General features: G+C 70.7%; 16 protein-coding genes. 6 read left to right on the top strand and 10 right to left on the bottom strand.

The genetic code is table 11. The annotated features are described in order from the left end of the window. Nucleotides 1–27 precede the first annotated feature (27 nt). A complete protein-coding gene (locus tag J7I98_RS15410) occupies nt 28–453 on the top strand; it encodes a nuclear transport factor 2 family protein (RefSeq protein WP_214921251.1) in 426 nt (141 codons plus the stop codon). Here the strand turns inward: J7I98_RS15410 and leuE are convergent. Both leuE and J7I98_RS15400 read right to left on the bottom strand, forming a co-directional pair. Then, entirely contained in the window at nt 436–1095 is a 660-nt protein-coding gene (leuE, locus tag J7I98_RS15405; protein ID WP_214921250.1) for a leucine efflux protein LeuE, read from the bottom strand. The two genes, J7I98_RS15410 and leuE, sit on opposite strands and share 18 nt — an antisense overlap. A 137-nt stretch (nt 1096–1232) precedes the next feature. Then, nucleotides 1233–2813 (bottom strand): methylmalonyl-CoA mutase, encoded by a 1581-nt coding sequence (locus J7I98_RS15400; RefSeq protein ID WP_214921249.1) that lies wholly within the window; start codon nt 2811–2813, stop codon nt 1233–1235. Between the two features lie 199 nt (nt 2814–3012). Here J7I98_RS15400 and J7I98_RS15395 point away from each other — a divergent pair, with 199 nt between their 5' ends. Then, nucleotides 3013–3888, top strand: coding sequence for a L,D-transpeptidase family protein (locus tag J7I98_RS15395; RefSeq protein WP_214921248.1), 876 nt, complete (start codon nt 3013–3015; stop codon nt 3886–3888). A gap of 211 nt (nt 3889–4099) precedes the next feature. Here the strand turns inward: J7I98_RS15395 and J7I98_RS15390 are convergent, their stop codons facing one another. The 6 genes from J7I98_RS15390 to J7I98_RS15365 form a co-directional block, all read right to left on the bottom strand. Then, nucleotides 4100–5200: a hypothetical protein gene (locus tag J7I98_RS15390; RefSeq protein WP_214921247.1), complete on the bottom strand. Its 1101-nt coding sequence runs from the start codon at nt 5198–5200 to the stop codon at nt 4100–4102. After that, the gene (locus tag J7I98_RS15385) at nt 5200–5943 is read right to left on the bottom strand and encodes an RNA polymerase sigma factor (protein ID WP_214921319.1); all 744 of its coding nucleotides are present in this window, start codon (nt 5941–5943) and stop codon (nt 5200–5202) included. Before J7I98_RS15385 ends, J7I98_RS15390 begins: the two co-directional genes overlap by 1 nt. Before the next feature lie 373 nt (nt 5944–6316). Beyond that, nucleotides 6317–7156: a hypothetical protein gene (locus J7I98_RS15380; RefSeq protein ID WP_214921246.1), complete on the bottom strand. Its 840-nt coding sequence runs from the start codon at nt 7154–7156 to the stop codon at nt 6317–6319. Continuing rightward, nucleotides 7153–7779: an RNA polymerase sigma factor gene (locus J7I98_RS15375; protein WP_214921245.1), complete on the bottom strand. Its 627-nt coding sequence runs from the start codon at nt 7777–7779 to the stop codon at nt 7153–7155. The genes J7I98_RS15380 and J7I98_RS15375 overlap by 4 nt, the downstream gene beginning before the upstream one ends. A 161-nt stretch (nt 7780–7940) precedes the next feature. Beyond that, nucleotides 7941–8384, bottom strand: coding sequence for a hypothetical protein (locus J7I98_RS15370; RefSeq protein WP_251020654.1), 444 nt, complete (start codon nt 8382–8384; stop codon nt 7941–7943). A gap of 148 nt (nt 8385–8532) precedes the next feature. Next, the gene (locus tag J7I98_RS15365; protein WP_308377816.1) at nt 8533–9072 is read right to left on the bottom strand and encodes a GNAT family N-acetyltransferase; all 540 of its coding nucleotides are present in this window, start codon (nt 9070–9072) and stop codon (nt 8533–8535) included. A 155-nt stretch (nt 9073–9227) separates the two neighbouring features. Between J7I98_RS15365 and J7I98_RS15360 the strand changes: the two genes are divergently transcribed. The 4 genes from J7I98_RS15360 to J7I98_RS15345 all read left to right on the top strand — a co-directional run bounded on the left by J7I98_RS15360 (nt 9228) and on the right by J7I98_RS15345 (nt 14231). Next, nucleotides 9228–10037 (top strand): DUF4239 domain-containing protein, encoded by an 810-nt coding sequence (locus J7I98_RS15360; RefSeq protein WP_214921243.1) that lies wholly within the window; start codon nt 9228–9230, stop codon nt 10035–10037. 197 nt (nt 10038–10234) lie between these two features. After that, a complete protein-coding gene (locus J7I98_RS15355; protein ID WP_308377794.1) occupies nt 10235–12904 on the top strand; it encodes an FG-GAP-like repeat-containing protein in 2670 nt (889 codons plus the stop codon). An 80-nt stretch (nt 12905–12984) separates the two neighbouring features. After that, on the top strand, nt 12985–13740 hold the full coding sequence (locus tag J7I98_RS15350) for a hypothetical protein (protein WP_214921241.1): 756 nt from the start codon (nt 12985–12987) through the stop codon (nt 13738–13740). Between the two features lie 38 nt (nt 13741–13778). Continuing rightward, a complete protein-coding gene (locus J7I98_RS15345; RefSeq protein ID WP_214921240.1) occupies nt 13779–14231 on the top strand; it encodes a DUF1877 family protein in 453 nt (150 codons plus the stop codon). Nucleotides 14232–14242: 11 nt separating this feature from the next. On the opposite strand, the gene J7I98_RS15340 is transcribed toward J7I98_RS15345, so the two are convergent. After that, nucleotides 14243–14833, bottom strand: coding sequence for a hypothetical protein (locus tag J7I98_RS15340; RefSeq protein ID WP_214921239.1), 591 nt, complete (start codon nt 14831–14833; stop codon nt 14243–14245). A 72-nt stretch (nt 14834–14905) separates the two neighbouring features. Then, the gene (locus tag J7I98_RS15335; RefSeq protein ID WP_214921238.1) at nt 14906–15760 is read right to left on the bottom strand and encodes a DUF4328 domain-containing protein; all 855 of its coding nucleotides are present in this window, start codon (nt 15758–15760) and stop codon (nt 14906–14908) included. Nucleotides 15761–15772: the final 12 nt, after the last annotated feature.

The following is a 15772-nucleotide window of genomic DNA, read 5'->3' as shown; positions in this document are numbered from 1 at the left end:
GGACGGTGGCATCGGAAGGAACGAGCAATGCCCGATGACGAGGGACAGATCCGGACGCTGATCGAGCAGTGGGCCGAAGCGGTGCACCGTGGCGATATCGACGCTGTCCTCGCGGACCACACCGACGACATCGTGATGTACGACGTGCCGCCGCCCCACGACGGCGTGCGCGGCATCGGCGCCTACCGCGAGACGTGGCCGCCCTTCTTCGAGTGGCAGGCACAAGGCGCCGCGTTCGAGATCCTGTCCCTGGACGTGACCGCCGGCAGTGACGTCGCCTACGCGCAGGCGCTGCTGCGGTGCGGAACTCCGAAGGAGCTCGCCGAGCGTCCGGAGAGCCGTCTGCGGCTCACGGTCGGGCTGCGCAAGGAGCAGGGGCGGTGGGTGGTCGCACACGAGCACCACTCGTTCGCCGACACCACGGCCGGGAGCGGGTCAGACGCTGCTGAATGACAGCTTCGCCGCAAAGCCCAGGAACAGCGCTCCCGCCGCCGACGTGGCGCCCGCCGACAGGCGCTTGCGGCGGCGGAAGGTGGCGGCCAGGCGGGTGCCGCCGAAGATCAGGGCCGAGAGGTACAGCACGCTCGCGAGCTGCGCGAGGGTGCCCAGCAGCAGGAAGGACAGCGTGGGGTGGGCGTACCCCGGGTCGACGAACTGCACGAAGAAGGAGATGAAGAAGAGGATCGCCTTCGGGTTGAGCAGGCTGATCAGGAAGGCGCGGCGGTACGGGCGCTCCGCGGCGGCCGCGGCGGAAGCGGACTCGGATGCCGCGTCCGGCGTGACCTCGTCGCGGGTGCGCCACATCGACCAGGCCGCCCGAACCATCCCGATCGCCAGCCAGGTCAGATAGCCCGCACCCGCGTACTTCACGATCCCGAACAACAGGGGGTTCGCCTGCAGCAGCGAGGCGACACCGGCCGCGGACAGCACCATCAGGACGGCGTCCCCGCTCCAGACGCCTGCGGCGGCGGTATAGCCCGTGCGTATGCCGCGTCGCGCGGCGACGGACAGCACGTAGAGGGAGTTCGGCCCCGGCAGAAGAATGATCAGGACGAGCCCGACGAGGTAGGTCGGCAGATCGGTTACACCCAGCATGGGCGGAGTGTCGCATGCACATACGACACTCCGCCCATGTGTTTCACATGGCAGGCAGCGGGGCGCCCGTCAGTCCTCGTCGCCGCCGAGGAGCATCCGCGCCGGATCAGCCGTCCGGGTACGCCCCTCATCCCGCCTCAGAACGCGTCCGTGGGGACATACATCCCCCAGACCTCCCGCAGCGCGTTGCACACCTCGCCGACCGTCGCCCGCGCCCTCAGCGCATCCTTCATCGGGTACAGCACGTTGTCCGTGCCCTCCGCCGCCTTCTTCAGCTCCACCAGGGCCGCGTCCACCGCAGCCTGGTCGCGCTCGGCGCGGAGCTTCGCGAGGCGTTCCGCCTGCTGGGCCTCGATCGCCGGGTCGACGCGGAGCGGCTCGTACGGCTCCTCCGCGTCCAGCTGGAAGCGGTTCACGCCGACGACGACGCGCTCGCCGCTGTCCGTCTCCAGGGCGATGCGGTACGCGCTGCGCTCGATCTCGTTCTTCTGGAAGCCGCGCTCGATCGCATTGACCGCGCCGCCCATGTCCTCGACCTTCGTCATCAGTTCGACGGCGGCGGCCTCGACCTCGTCCGTCATCTTCTCGACGACGTACGACCCGGCGAAGGGGTCGACGGTGGCCGTGACGTCCGTCTCGTACGCGAGGACCTGCTGGGTGCGCAGGGCGAGGCGGGCGCTCTTGTCGGTGGGGAGCGCGATCGCCTCGTCGAAGGAGTTGGTGTGCAGGGACTGCGTGCCGCCGAGGACCGCCGCCAGGCCCTGTACGGCGACGCGCACCAGGTTGACCTCGGGCTGCTGCGCGGTGAGCTGCACGCCCGCCGTCTGCGTGTGGAAGCGCAGCATCAGCGACTTCGGGTTCTTCGCGCCGAACTCGTCGCGCATGACCTTCGCCCAGATCCGGCGCGCGGCACGGAACTTGGCGACCTCTTCGAGGATCGTCGTACGGGACACGAAGAAGAAGGAGAGGCGCGGCGCGAAGTCGTCGACGTCCATGCCGGCGGCGACGGCCGTACGGACGTACTCGATGCCGTCGGCCAGCGTGAACGCGATCTCCTGCGCGGGCGAGGCACCGGCCTCCGCCATGTGGTAGCCGGAGATCGAGATCGTGTTCCACTTCGGGATCTCGGCCTTGCAGTACTTGAAGATGTCCGCGATCAGGCGCAGGGACGGCTTGGGCGGGAAGATGTACGTCCCGCGCGCGATGTACTCCTTGAGGACATCGTTCTGGATCGTGCCGGTCAGCTTGTCGGCCGGTACGCCCTGCTCCTCGCCCACCAGCTGGTACATCAGGAGGAGGAGCGCGGCCGGCGCGTTGATCGTCATCGACGTCGAGACCTTGTCCAGCGGGATGCCGCCGAACAGGACGCGCATGTCGTCGATCGAGTCGACGGCAACGCCGACCTTGCCGACCTCGCCGCTCGCGATCGCCGCGTCGCTGTCGTGGCCCATCTGGGTCGGCAGGTCGAAGGCGACGGAGAGGCCCATCGTGCCGTTGGCGATCAGCTGCTTGTAGCGGGCGTTGGACTCGGTCGCGGTGCCGAAGCCCGCGTACTGGCGCATCGTCCACGGACGCCCGGTGTACATCGACGGGTATACGCCGCGCGTGAAGGGGTAGGAGCCCGGCTCGCCCAGCTTCTCCGCAGGGTCCCAGCCCTCCAGGGCGTCCGGCCCGTACACCGGCTCAATAGGCAGTCCCGACTCCGACTCGCGCGCCATCTGCTGTGCCTCCCGCTGAACGTACTGGCTGGTAATTAACCGACCCTCGCGACGGACTGTAGCGGCGGGCGTGCGGCCGGTGGAGAGTCGCAGGCTGGGACCTTGCTCACAACGTCGCTCTTCCCATCATGCGGTGGCTTACGCAACCGGGCAGAGCGGAAAACAGTCCTAAGGGACAGACGGAAGACCGGGGGCCGAAATGCGCCAGAAGAAGCGGAACGTACCCATAGGCAGAGTCGTCGCCACGGCCGCTGTGCTCGCCGTTACGGCGGGATGCACGGCGCAGGCGGCCGGGGCGGGAGCAGGGGCGGGCGCCGCGCGTACGAAGCCGCCGTTGCCGGCAGCGGCGCACGAGGCGACGCCCGCCCCGTCGCCGACGAAGACGACAGAGCCTACGAAGGCCGCGCCGAAGCCCACGCCCACGCCTACGCCCACACCCGAGCCCAAGACGCTGCTCGCACGCGGCGCCGACGGCGCCCAGGTGCGCGAGCTTCAGGCCAGGCTCCGCCAGATCGGCCACTTCAACCGCACCCCCACCGGCCACTACGGCTCGGTCACCGCCGCCGCCGTCTCGTCCTTCCAGGGCAAGCGCGGCCTGGACCGCACGGGCACGACGGACACCGTCACCTGGGACAGGCTCCTGGGGATGACGAAGGAGCCGACGCGCGCCGAGCTGTACCCGTCGACCGCCAACCCGGTCGCCAAACCCGATCCGCGCTGCATGACGGGCCGGGTCCTGTGCATCAGCAAGACGAGCCGCACGCTCTCGTGGATGGTCGACGGGAAGGTCGTCTCGGCGATGGACGTGCGCTTCGGGTCGCAGTACACGCCCACGCGTGAGGGAACGTTCAACGTGTACTGGAAGTCCCGGCACCATGTCTCGACGCTGTACGACACCCCCATGCCGTACGCCCTCTTCTTCAGCGGCGGGCAGGCCGTCCACTACTCGTCGGACTTCGCGGCCCGGGGCTACAGCGGTGCCTCGCACGGCTGCGTGAATGTCAGGGACGAGGGGAAGATCGCCGGCCTGTTCGCGCAGGTGCGCAACGGCGACAAGGTGGTTATTTACTGGTGACACCAGTGACGGTCTGAAGAGGAAGATGTGGCGCGGGCGGGACCGGGGGAACGTGTCCCGCCCGCGCCTAGTGCGCGGAGCCGAAGGTACGGGGGGAACCCCGGCTCGTCGCGCTGCCGATGACCAGTCGGCTCACTCATTACTGCGTCACCGGCTCGAAAAACGTCACACCAGCGCGGGCGAAGTACGGAAAGAATCAGAAAACCGCAGGTCAGCCGGGCTGCGGCGTGGGCGCGGTGGTGGTGGAGGGGGCGACCGTCGGGGACGGCGGGAGGGTGTAGGAGATCGGCGGGAGGGCGCGGCTGCCCTCGGCGCCGGGGGCGCCTTGGCCGCCGCCGCTCCTACCGTCGTCATCTCCACTGCCGCCGTCGCCGTCGCCGCTGCCGCCGTCGCTGCCCTGGCCGCTGCCGTCGCCGTTGTCGCCGTCGCCACTGCCGCTGTCGCCGTTGTCGCTCTCGCCGTCGCCGTCCCGCCCGTCGGCGCCGTCCAGCACGCGGTCGCAGAAGCGGTCCACGCCTTCGGAGCCCTTGGCCGCCGCTTCGAGGCGGCGCTTGCGGTCGGCGGCGATGTTGCCGCTGCGGTAGTCCTGGCAGGCCTGGACGGTCCTGCGGTACAGGTCGCCGGATCCCACGCCGCCACCGGTACCCGCCGCGGGGTCACTTGTGGCACCGTCGCCGGATCCCGGGTCGGTGGTGGACGTGCCGCCGTCCGTTCCCGGGGCGGACTGGTCCGTACCGTCGCCGCTGCCCGGGTAGCTGTCGTCCGGTGTCTCGCCGGGCCCGCTCGGGGTGCCGGTGCCCGGCGTGCTCTCTCCGGGGCCGCTGGGTTCGCCGGTGGGTGACCCGGAAAGGAGCGGATCCGGTGTCGCGGCTGCCGATACGGAGGAGGCGGGCGTGGGGTCGGAGCTGCGCCCGAAGGGGCTCGACAGTACGCCCGTACCGGCCGCCACCGCTACGCCGCCGAGGGCCACACCGGCAAGCGCACCGGCCAGGCCGATGCGTACGGGACGCCCCCACCGGACGGGGGCGCCGCCCCTGCGCCCGGGGGGTACGGATGCGGCGGAGGAGCCGATACGTATGCCGGGCATCGCTTCGGGGGATGCGGCTCTGGCCTTGCGGAACGCTGCGAGCGCGGCCGCCTCGCCGGGGAGTTCACCCGCTTCGGGGCCGCCGGCGCGGGCGATGCCGTCCAGGGCGGCGGAGAGGCGGTCGGCCTGGGCGCGCGCGTGGTCGCCGACAGGCCCGACAGGTTCTCCGCGGAGCAGCCGCTCCGCCGTGTTCTTGTCGAGCCACTCATAACGCTCGTCGGCCATCACATGTCCTTCTGCGTCCGCACGCACGATTGCGTCACACCGGCGGACGTCACCCTGCCCTGTCGTGGGCCACGCTGTGGAGGTACGGCGTCGAGTTCCGGCCGGTCACCGACGGACCCGCCGGCGTGGCCGCTGCCGTGGGCATTGCCGCCGCGGTGGGCCGCCGCGCCGGCTTCCGCTTCGGCTTCGGCTTCCACCGCGCTGAGGAGCTCGGCCAGCCGCTTCAGGCCTCGGTGCGCGGCCGTCCGTACGGCGCCGGGGCGCTTGCCCAGTGTCTGCGCGGCGCTCTTCGCGTCGAGCCCGACCACGACGCGCAGGACGACGGCCTCGGCCTGGTCCTGCGGGAGCTGGGCGATGAGGGCGAGCGTGTCACCGGTGGCGAGTGCTTCCATCGCCTCGCTCGCCGTGTCGGAGTCGCCGGGCTTGCCTGTGAGCTCCGTCTCATCGCCGCCGATGGCGGGGCGCCTGCCCCGCATCCGGATGTGATCGAGGGCGCGATTGCGCGCTATTCGCGCCGCCCAGCCCCTGAAACGGTCGGCGTCACCGCTGAACCGTTCGAGGTCGCGGGCTATCTGGAGCCACGACTCGGAGGCGACGTCCTCGGCCTCCGGGTCACCGACCAGCGTTCGTATGTAGCCCAACAACCGCGGGTGCACGGCGCGGTACACAGTCCGGAAGGCGTTCTCGTCTCCGTCCTGTGCCGCGAGCACCGCGGCGGTCAGCTCCGCGTCGTCCCCCAGCACTCCCTCAACCTGTTCCAAAGTCGCAGCTGGTCACCACTGCCGCGCAACCCAGCGCGAGTCAGCACGCTACGACGTCCGACGGGGTCGCGTCCACGTCTTGTACAACGCGCAACTGCATGCTGACACAGAGCGGTGTGACAGAAAACGCACCCGCGGCGCTGAGAGAAGTACGGGCCGCCGCACGGTCCGTACGGACGGCGACCGGGGCCTCTCCTGTGGGGGGTGGCGGCCCCGGTCGTCCTTCCGGACTGGCGGCGGTCCCTTTTGCAACCCGGGACGGGTTGTTGGCAAATGTCACAGCCGGGAAGAATGGGGTCTCCCCTGCTCGAACGAAGTTGAGAGCTTGGGGAAGGGTGAGGGGAATCCCACTCACTCACTGACCGCGGCTGCCACCCTGGCTTCCCGCTCCGCTCCCGCCCTTGCCACCCGGCTTCGAGTCCTCCCCCGTCCCGGCCTCCGGCGGCTTCGTTCCCTTGGAGGCGGACTGGGAGGGCTTCGCAGGCACTTTCGTCGCCGCCCCCAACAGCCCCTCGCAGTACGTCTGAACCGTCACCCCGGCGTCCGCAGCGCCCGCTTCGAGGCGCTCAAAGGCCGTACCTGTGTCGGTACCGCGCCCCGCACCTGTACCCGGACCCGCACCCCCGCCGCGCCCCTCCGCCGCCAGGTACGCCACGCAGCGCGCCTCGTCCTCCCGGGCCTGGGCGGTACGCGCCGGCCCCGAGGGCGTCACGGCGGCCGAAGGGCTGCGCGACGTCGGCCCCTCCGTCGCGCCCTCCGCACTCCCCCGCGCCACTCCCGGCGTCGCCGGCGCACTGGTGCCCGGCCGGGCACCCGCCCCGCCGCCACCCGAGCCGCCGTCTCCGATGCCGAACGGCGCCGGGATCGCCCCGGACTGGGCGGCCAGCGCCACGCCGCCCAGCGTCACCGTCGCGGCGAGCGACGCGAACGCCGCCCGCACCGGAAGTGCGCCGCGCCGCCGTGCCGGCCGCCAGTCGTCGCGCCTGCGCACCCGCCACCAACGCCCCGGGGGCACATGCGCCCCCGTGTCGCGCGCCTCGCGGAAGGCGGCGAGGGTCGCATCCAGGATCTGGGCATCGGCCTCACCAGGGCGTCGTACGGCGGCCAGCAACGCCTCGACTTCCGCCGGGACCCGCCCGTCCGCCGTTGCCTCTGTCACCGCATCTACTGCTTCGTGTTCGCTTTCCCGACTCATGTCTCATCCTTCAGCGTGCGCGGCGCCGCAGACGTCACAGCGCCCGCCCCGCGCGAGGCCAACTGCTCGGCCAGCCGCTTGAGTCCGCGATACGCCGACGTACGCACGGATCCGCTGCGCTTGCCCAGCACGCGGGCCGTCGCCGGCCCGTCCAGCCCGACAACGACGCGCAGCAGTACCGCCTCCGCCTGCTCGCGCGGCAGGGCGGCGATCATCGCCAGCGCATGTTCGGTCGAGAGCGATTCGAGGGCGTCGAGCGCGGTGTCCTGCCTGCCGGGCAGCTCAAGCACATCCTGCTCGATCAGGGACGTACGCGGTCTTCGCTTCTGCTTGCGCAAATGATCGAGCGCGCGGTGGCGGGCGATCGTCGCCGTCCAGCCGCGGAATCCCGCCCCGTCGCCGCGGAACCGTCCCAGATCCCGGGCAATCTCCAGCCACGCCTCGGACGCGACGTCCTCGGCGTCCTCCCCCACCAGCCCCCGTACGTATCCGAGCAGCCCGGGATGCACGAGCCGGTACGCCGCTGCGAACCCGTCCTCGTCCCCCCGTTGAGCCCGCTCGACGGCAACGCCAAGTTCCACGTCGTACACCTGTGTACGACGCCGCTCCCCGCCCCTGACCACACGTCCCTCTTCGTGCCGACGCGACACTGGTCACCGTGCCCATGCCCCCTGGGCGACCATGGCCCCCCATAGCTCTGCGCCGGGGGACACAGAAACGTCACAGCTTCGCCGCCAGTCCCGACTCGGGCCCACATCAGAAGGTCACTTTCGAGCCAAGTGCCCTAGTGGCAGACGGCTTTACGGGCACGCCCGTGAAGCAGCAGATAGAACCGCTGCACCGACTCCTCCGACCCGGCCTCGAACCGGTTGACGACCTTCCCCAGCGGATTCCACACCCGCCCGTCGGGCATCCGCACACCGACCGGCTGCCGGAACAGCTCCCGCTGCTCGGCCCCGAAGTCGACCCAACGGCCCCCGGCCCTCCGGACGATGACCTCACCGGTGTACGCCCCGAGCCCCTGCAGCACCGCGTCGATCTCCTCGCGCCCGGGCCCGTTGCGCCGCAGGCCGTCGACGACGAGGTCGACGAGCCGGAGGCTGGCCACCGAGTAGTCGAGGGGCAGCCGGTTCCGCTCCGTCAGGTACGCGACGAATTCGGCGACGTACGCACGCATGCCGGCCGCACCGGCCACAGGGAACTCCAACTCCCGCACGCGCTCAGCCATGTTCCCCACGCCCTTTCGGCGCAGCTGGTCCACGCCCTCACTGGTCAAGCGCCAGGGGCTTCAGGAACATCACGCGGATGGGCATGTGGCAGTTCTCACGCCCTGGATCCAGCTAAATCTTCCACCGCAGTACAACCTTTGAGGCAACTCAGGCGCCTGAGCAGCTCGCCCACTGCCACCTGACCTCGCCCTCATGCAGTTGTTCGGTGGGCGCGAGCCCTGCGGCAGCGGCAACGGCGGCGGACGCCCGGTGATCCGGGTGAACATGGGCGACAACGGTCCCCACCGCCCGGCCCCGAAGCCACGCGACGAGTCCCGAGGCGGCTTCGGACGCGATACCTCTCCCCTGCCAGGGCGTCCCCACCACCCAGGCGACCTCGGCGACGGTTCCATCGCCGTAGGGCGTCACGGTGGCCTGAACGGTCCCCACAAGAACCGCTTCGCCACGGAGGCGGACGACCCAGTTGCACCAGGAGACGGCGGGATCGGGCGGGCCCGCGACCATACGGGCGTAGCGCGCACGCAGCGCGTCGGGTTCGGCGGGAGCACCGCCGATGAATGTGTGCAGACCGGGATCGGCCAGTACGACGGCCATCTCCTCGGCGTGCCCGACGCTCAGCGGCAGGAGATCCAGCCGGGGGGTGGCGATGGCCTCGGGCCTGAAGTCACCCGCACGTGAACGGCGAATCGTTTACTCCCTCTGTTTGCGGACGGAACACGCTCGCGTTGCCCGATGCGACAGGCCTATGACTGCTATCCAGGTGATCGCCGACGAGGTGACCACGGAGGATGGCGGAGAGATGACAGGGCTAAGGCCGTGCGAGAGGCGACGGTACCGCTGACATGGTGACGACGCTCGTCGTGGTCGGGCTGGCGCTGGTACTGGGCATGGCAGCGAACCGGCTGCTGCGCCACAGACTGCTGGGCGAGGACGCCGAAGCGCTCACCGTCCGGGATTTCCTGGAGCCGCTGCTGACACTGGCCGTGCTGGTACTGGCCTTCGTGATGGTGCTGGCCGCCGAGTCCTACGGCAATGCCGAGGACGCCGCACGCGCGGAGGCAGGCGTGGTGGACCACCTCTTCGAGGTGTCCGACTTCGCACCCGATGCCCAACGCGAACGCCTGCAGGCCGACGCGGTCTGCTACGCGCGAGCGGTGCACTCCCGGGAGTGGCCGGCGATGGTGGACGGCAACGGATCCTCCACACCGAGCAGGTGGAGCACCGACTTCCGCATGCAGCTCAAGCAGATGGACAGGCAGGACTCCGTCTTCGAAATCCTGGTGACCGCAGACCGCGACCGCTCCGAGGCACGGCAGACCCGAATCGCAGAGTCCACTCCGGCCATTGCGCCGCTGTTCTACTGGTTCATGCTCGTCACCCTCGCGGTGACGGTGATCGTGCTCGCCTTCTGCCTTCCACGCAGAAAATGCGGCACGGAGATCACCTTGCTGATCGTGCTCACCACGCTGCTGACCTCGTCGCTGCTCATCATCCACGATGTCGACCGCCCCTTCGACGGCCTGATCGACGTCCCACCGACGGCGATGGCCGAGGCCGAGCGCGATGTAGCGGACGACTTCGCGGCGGCGTACGGCGAGAGCAGACTCCCTTGCGACACCGAAGGCCAAGTTCGGGAACCCTCCGCGGCCTGACGTGCGGTGATCTGCGCCACAACCCTGCCAACCCGTGTGACGTTTGCGTGGGAGGGCTCGCTGGGTACAACAGGCGGCCCCTGTGACAGGTGTGCCGCAAGTGAACTCTCGTGAGGGGTAAGGGATTTGAGCCGCGCAAGTCGCATGCCTACAGACCGCTGAGCCTGAAACGCCGAGCATGGCTGACCGTCGGCGCAGTGGTACTCGGCGGTGCAGGGGCGGTCACCGTCGCCATCGCCAATCCCGATGCCGATCCCGCGCAGGACGGGCTCCAGCCGCGCAGGGCCGAGGTGCACGCGCTGGCCTTCAAGGGGACCGGAAGCACCAAGCGGGATCTTCCGCGTACAGGTACGGAGCCGTTCTCGCTGGTCGGCGTCACCTGGGCCGACCCGGACGCCGAGATCGACGGTACGGCGGAGGTGCGTACGCGCAGCCGCGAGACCGGCGAGTGGGGCAAGTGGCTGGAGGTGCACCTCGACCAGCACCTGGCCGAGAAGCGCGACGCCAAGGCGAAGCTGCCCGGCATGTCCGAGCCGCTGTGGGTCGGGGCTTCCGACGGTGTCGAGGCGCGCATCCTGAAGGCCGACGGCACCTCCACCGCCGGGCTGCCCAAGGGGCTCGAACTGACCCTTGTGGACCCGGGCGTGACGGCCAAGGAAGCCAAGGCGCCGGGCGCGGACGCCCAGACCGCGGCGTACGCCGTCGAGGCGACCGAGACTCCGGCTGCGACGCCGACTCCGACTCCGAGCGATCCGGCGACCGAGACGGCCGTTCCCACGCCGACCGACAGCGCCACGGCCACCGAGAGTGCGACCGCCATGCCGACGGACACCGCCACGGCCACCGAGTCCGCGACCGCCACCCCGTCGCCTACGCCGACCGTCCCCACCGCGCCGCCGTCGACCGTGACCCGGCCGCCGATGACCCTGCGCGCAGGCTGGGGCCCGGAGAAGTCGCTCGCGACGAACTACAGCGACCCCGAGTACATCGAGAAGGTCCAGGCCGTCTTCGTCCACCACACGGTCGACTCGAACAATTACAGCTGCGCCGAGTCCCCCGCCATCATCCGGGCGACGTACGCGTACCACGTGACACCGCGCCCCGACGAGAAGTACGACGGCTGGAAGGACATCGGCTACAACTTCCTCGTCGACAAGTGCGGCCAGATCTTCGAAGGCCGTGAGGGCGGCGTCGACCTGCCCGTCCTCGGCGCGCACACGTACGGCTTCAACTCCTACTCCACCGGCATAGCGCTGCTCGGCGACTTCGAGTCGGGCAAGCCCACCCAGGCCGCCCTGGACTCGGCCGCGCGCGTCGCCGCCTGGAAGCTCGGCCAGTACGGCGTCAGCCCGACCGGCACGGTCACGCTGGAAGCCGCCGCCGACACCGGCAAGTACGCCCGGGGCCAGAAGGCCACGCTGAACACCGTCTCCGGCCACCGCGACGGCTTCGCCACTGTGTGCCCGGGCGCGAACCTGTACAGCAAGCTGCCCGCGATCCGTAAGTTCGCCGTCGGCCCCGGACGCAACTCCGCGATCCCGACCACCGACGTCAACCGCGACGGCATCACCGACCTCGCCGTCGGTACGCCGAAGGTCGCGAGCGGCGACGGCACCATCACCGTGCTGCCCGGCTCCACAGACGGCCCGGTCGCCGGGGCCCGCCGCACCCTGAACCAGAACAGCCCCGGCGTTCCCGGCAGTTCCGAGGGCGACGACCGCTTCGGTTCCTCGTCGGCGTACGGCGATGTGAACGGCGACGGCTTCGCCGACCTGGTCGTCGGCGCCCCCGGTGAGAACGGCACGTCGACGCAGGTCAACACCGGTGCCGTCACCGTCATGTACGGCCCCGGCCTCACCACCGGCACCTCGTACTGGACCAACACGGCCACCCGCACCTCGGGCGAGGCACTCGGCGCGACCGTCGCCACCGGCGACTTCAACGCCGACGGCAGGTCCGACGTCTTCTCCGTCGCCCCGGGCAAGCCGGGCCGCTGGTGGGCCTGGGACTCGAAGACCGGGGCCGCGAAGAACGGTTACCTGAACACGGCGGCGTACACCGGCGCCGTCTCCTACGCGTCCGCCGCGAGCGGCGACTTCAACCGCGACGGCTACGCCGACGTGGCGGTCTCCTACCGCGACCCGGCGGGCGCCGGACGCCTGCTGTGGCTGAAGGGCTCGTCGACCGGTCTCCAGCGGGTCGGCATCCTGACCGCGCGCGGCGGCCGTTCGCTCGCGAGCGGCGACATCAATGGCGACGGTTACACCGACCTCGCCGTCGGCCTGCCCTCCGCCACCGAGTCGGGTCACACCGCCAAGGGCGGTGCGGTCAGCGCCGTGTTCGGTTCCCCGACCGGGCTGACGTCCACCGGCGCCAAGACCGTCCACCAGGACACCGCGGGCGTCCCCGGCGGCGGCGAGACCGGTGACGACCTGGGCGCGTCCGTCTCGGTCGGCGACGTCAACCTCGACGGGTACGGCGACATCCTCGCCGGTCAGCCCGGCGAGGACCTGACCCGCAGCGGCGTCTCGTACGCCAACGCGGGCCAGAGTGTCCTGCTGCTCGGCACGTCCACCGGCCCGACCGGCACGGGCTCCGTCGCGTACTCCCAGGACACCTCGGGTGTCCCGGGCGCGGCCGAGGCCAACGACCGCTTCGGCTCTGCGGTCTCGCTGACCGACCTGTCCGGCTTCACCCGGGCGGACCTGGCGATCGGCGCGGACGGCGAGGACGCGGGCAACGGCACCGTCCTGCAGCTCGACAACAGCAGCACGAACGGCGTCGTCGCCTCCTCCGGCATCTACTACAGCACTACGCCGCTGGGCGCCCCCACGGGCGCAGCGATCGGCAAGGTCCTCAACCCGTAAGTCACGCACATCACCGGGGCCCCTTCTCTCAGGAGGGGCCCCGGCCCTTCGCGCCACGAAGTCTCACCAGTAAGGCAGTCATGAAGACCCTCGCTTCACGCACGCTCGTCCCGGCCGTCACCGCTGCGGCCGCCCTGCTGGCCCTGACGACGGGCTGTTCGAGCTCGGACGCCAACTCCCCCAAGGACGACAACCCCGCGACGGAGAAGGCGGCCGACCAGCCCGCGAAGGAGCCTCGGGGCGCCGTCCTGACCGAGACCCAGCTCAAGGCGGCCCTCGTCGGCAAGGCCGACGCGAAGGCCTACGAGCCCGAGGACAACACCGCCCCCGCCGTGCGCCCCAAGGCCGACAAACCGGAGTGCACCGCCCTCGCCGACATGACGGCGTCCGGCACGGGCCGTACGCCCGAGGCCGAAGCCTGGGCCAGCCGTACCTATGGTTCATCCACCGCGCCGGGCCTGGCCGTGAAGACCGGCCTTCTCTCGTACGAGGGGGAGGGCGCCCAGCAGACCCTCGACGGCGTCCGCAAGGCGATGACCGACTGCGCGGGCGGCTTCTCGACGACCGGCAACAACGGCGGCGCGACGGTCAAGTACGTCTCGGTGAAGCCGGAGCAGAACGCGAAGTCCGGCGACGACTCGCTGTCCTTCGTGATGACGGGCGAGGTTCAGGGCGCGCAGGTCCCGATGCGCTTCACGCTCGTGCGCGAGGACAACACGGTGGCGTCCTTCTTCACCATCCACCTCGCCGAACCGGCGAAGGCGAAGCTCCCGCAGGACCTCTTCACCAGCCAGGTCACCAAGCTGGCGGAGCACGCGGGCAGGGCGGCGAGTTGAGCCTCTACTTCCATCTGCGTTCGGTGCCCCAGGAGGTCGTGAGCGACAATCCCGACCACCTGCGGGCACTGTTCGCCGACGACTGGGACATCGTCCGCGCCCGGTGCCGGACCGCGACCGAAGCCGTACTGAACAAGGACTACCTCGACGTCGAGCGCCTGTACTCGGGTGCGCCGGCCCGTCCGGGCCCGCCCGGCCCCGAGGAGCTGCCGGTGCTCGGCGGGCGGCCGGTCCCCTACCCGGACCACCAGCTGCCGCCGTTCGTCGTCCTCACCCCGCCGCAGGTGGCGGCGGCCGCCGCGTACCTGGCCACAGTGTCGTTCGACGCGCTGTGGCAGGCCGGGCGCGAGGACCTGACGAAGCTGTACGGGCAGCCCTACGACGCGTCGGAAGTCCGGGACCACTTCGCGGGCTGCCACAGCGAGCTCCGCGCCTTCTACGCGCGCGCCGCCGACGAGGGCCGTGCGGTCGTCAAGTGGCTGCTCGTCTGAGGCAGAGCCGCTCAGCCCCTGCTGCGGGCCCGGCGCGAGGCCGCGGCCCGCAGTACGCGCTTGCCCTCGTTCGAGAGCTGGAGGGCATGGTTCAGCCCGCCGCCGCCCGAGCCTTCGGCGAGCATTTCGAGGAGCTGGGCCTGGCGGCGCAGTTCGCCGGCCGTGAGCGGGCTGATGCCGTCGGTCTCACCGTTCCGGTACGCCTTCACACGTGCCTCGTCGTTGCCGGTCGCCACCCCGTCCAGCCGCAGATGGACCTCCAGCACCGCCGCCGAGCAGTCCTCGGCCCAGTCGCGCAGTTCGGGACCGTGGTACGCGGCCGGGACCGCCGCGGCCATGCGGATGGCGAAAGGAGCCAGTTCGCCGGGGGCCGCACCCGCGACGCGCTGCACGACGGCCGCCACCCTGCGCAGCTGGCCGAGCCAGGCGTCGCCGCCCTCGACCGCGACCCACAGGGGTCTGAGCGCCTCGTCGGTGTCGAGGCCTATGCGCCCGGCGCCTTCGACGTACTCCAGCAGCGGCAGGCAGCGGTCCAGGCAGGCGACCGCACTCGCGGCCAGGCTCCGTTCATCGGCGCGGCCGATCAGTTCCACCAGGGTCACGATGCCTCCATAGGCACTGCTTGGCCCGCACTATTGCGGACCCTCTCCTTCCGACTGCGTCCAGCGCCGCGTTTACGTCACAGGCCGCTCACTGACGATCACAGCCCCAGCCGGTCCGGGAAGCGGCGGCTCGGTTGAAACAGCGGGCCCTGCCGTGGCCTTGAGGTGCTGCATGCGCGTCAGCGCGCGTACGAAGAAGATCGCGAGCACGGCGGCCGCGATGTCGAGCAGATCGGCGACGATCAGCAGGTCGAGCGCGTCGCGGATGTCGGCCGGCGCCTCGGCCTTCTCGTAGCGCTTGTTGGCGAACCGGCCGTACAGCAGCGACGCGACCCATGCCGTCCACCACAGGTCCAGGACGAGCTTCGGCTCCCTCTTCGCGGTCTCCAGTCCGTACGGATCGCGCCTGCTGGCCGCCCATACGTCGACGGCGATTCCGCGCGGCATCCAGAGGTTGGCGACCGGAATGAACCAGGTGCCGATCGCCCAGCCCCGCCCTCTGCGCTGGAGATCCGGCGCGAAGACGTCGGCGTTGCGCCGTACCCGGAAGAACCAGACGAGGAAGACGGCGGCCGTCGCCACCAGCACCGGGGCGTACACCATCGACGACCAGACCACCAGGATCTGGCTCCGGTCGATCTCCTCGGCGGCGACGGTGGAGAAGCCCTCCGACGCCAGATCACTCCACTGACCGCGGGAGTGGGCCAGGACGACGAAGGAGAAGCAGTCGGCCGCGACGACGGCGCCCAGCAGCGCCATCACGGCGTAGGAGAGTCCGACCGGCGAGCGGAGCACCGCCGCAGGCCCGGACAGCGGCACCGCGGGTGCGCGGGGCAGCGGCGCGGAATGGGCGGCGGCGATCACGCAGCCGTCGCAGAGCCCTTCGCCCGTCGTGGCCTTTTCTGTACCGCAGTTCGAGCACGGCATGACTGGGCAGCC

Origin of the sequence: Streptomyces sp. ISL-98 (assembly GCF_018614055.1) — a bacterium.
Classification (GTDB): Bacteria; Actinomycetota; Actinomycetes; order Streptomycetales; family Streptomycetaceae; genus Streptomyces; species Streptomyces spiramyceticus.
Note: the sequence above shows the minus strand (reverse complement) of the source record. Positions and strands in the feature narration are given on the sequence as shown.

Bases quoted from the DNA above. Each gene is read 5' to 3' on its own strand.
- J7I98_RS15410 (WP_214921251.1), top strand. From the start codon at position 28: ATGCCCGATGACGAGGGACAGATCCGGACGCTGATCGAGCAGTGGGCC.
- leuE (WP_214921250.1), bottom strand. From the start codon at position 1,095: ATGCTGGGTGTAACCGATCTGCCGACCTACCTCGTCGGGCTCGTCCTG.
- J7I98_RS15400 (WP_214921249.1), bottom strand. From the start codon at position 2,813: ATGGCGCGCGAGTCGGAGTCGGGACTGCCTATTGAGCCGGTGTACGGG.
- J7I98_RS15395 (WP_214921248.1), top strand. From the start codon at position 3,013: ATGCGCCAGAAGAAGCGGAACGTACCCATAGGCAGAGTCGTCGCCACG.
- J7I98_RS15390 (WP_214921247.1), bottom strand. From the start codon at position 5,200: ATGGCCGACGAGCGTTATGAGTGGCTCGACAAGAACACGGCGGAGCGG.
- J7I98_RS15380 (WP_214921246.1), bottom strand. From the start codon at position 7,156: ATGAGTCGGGAAAGCGAACACGAAGCAGTAGATGCGGTGACAGAGGCA.
- J7I98_RS15370 (WP_251020654.1), bottom strand. From the start codon at position 8,384: ATGGCTGAGCGCGTGCGGGAGTTGGAGTTCCCTGTGGCCGGTGCGGCC.
- J7I98_RS15360 (WP_214921243.1), top strand. From the start codon at position 9,228: ATGGTGACGACGCTCGTCGTGGTCGGGCTGGCGCTGGTACTGGGCATG.
- J7I98_RS15350 (WP_214921241.1), top strand. From the start codon at position 12,985: ATGAAGACCCTCGCTTCACGCACGCTCGTCCCGGCCGTCACCGCTGCG.
- J7I98_RS15335 (WP_214921238.1), bottom strand. From the start codon at position 15,760: ATGCCGTGCTCGAACTGCGGTACAGAAAAGGCCACGACGGGCGAAGGG.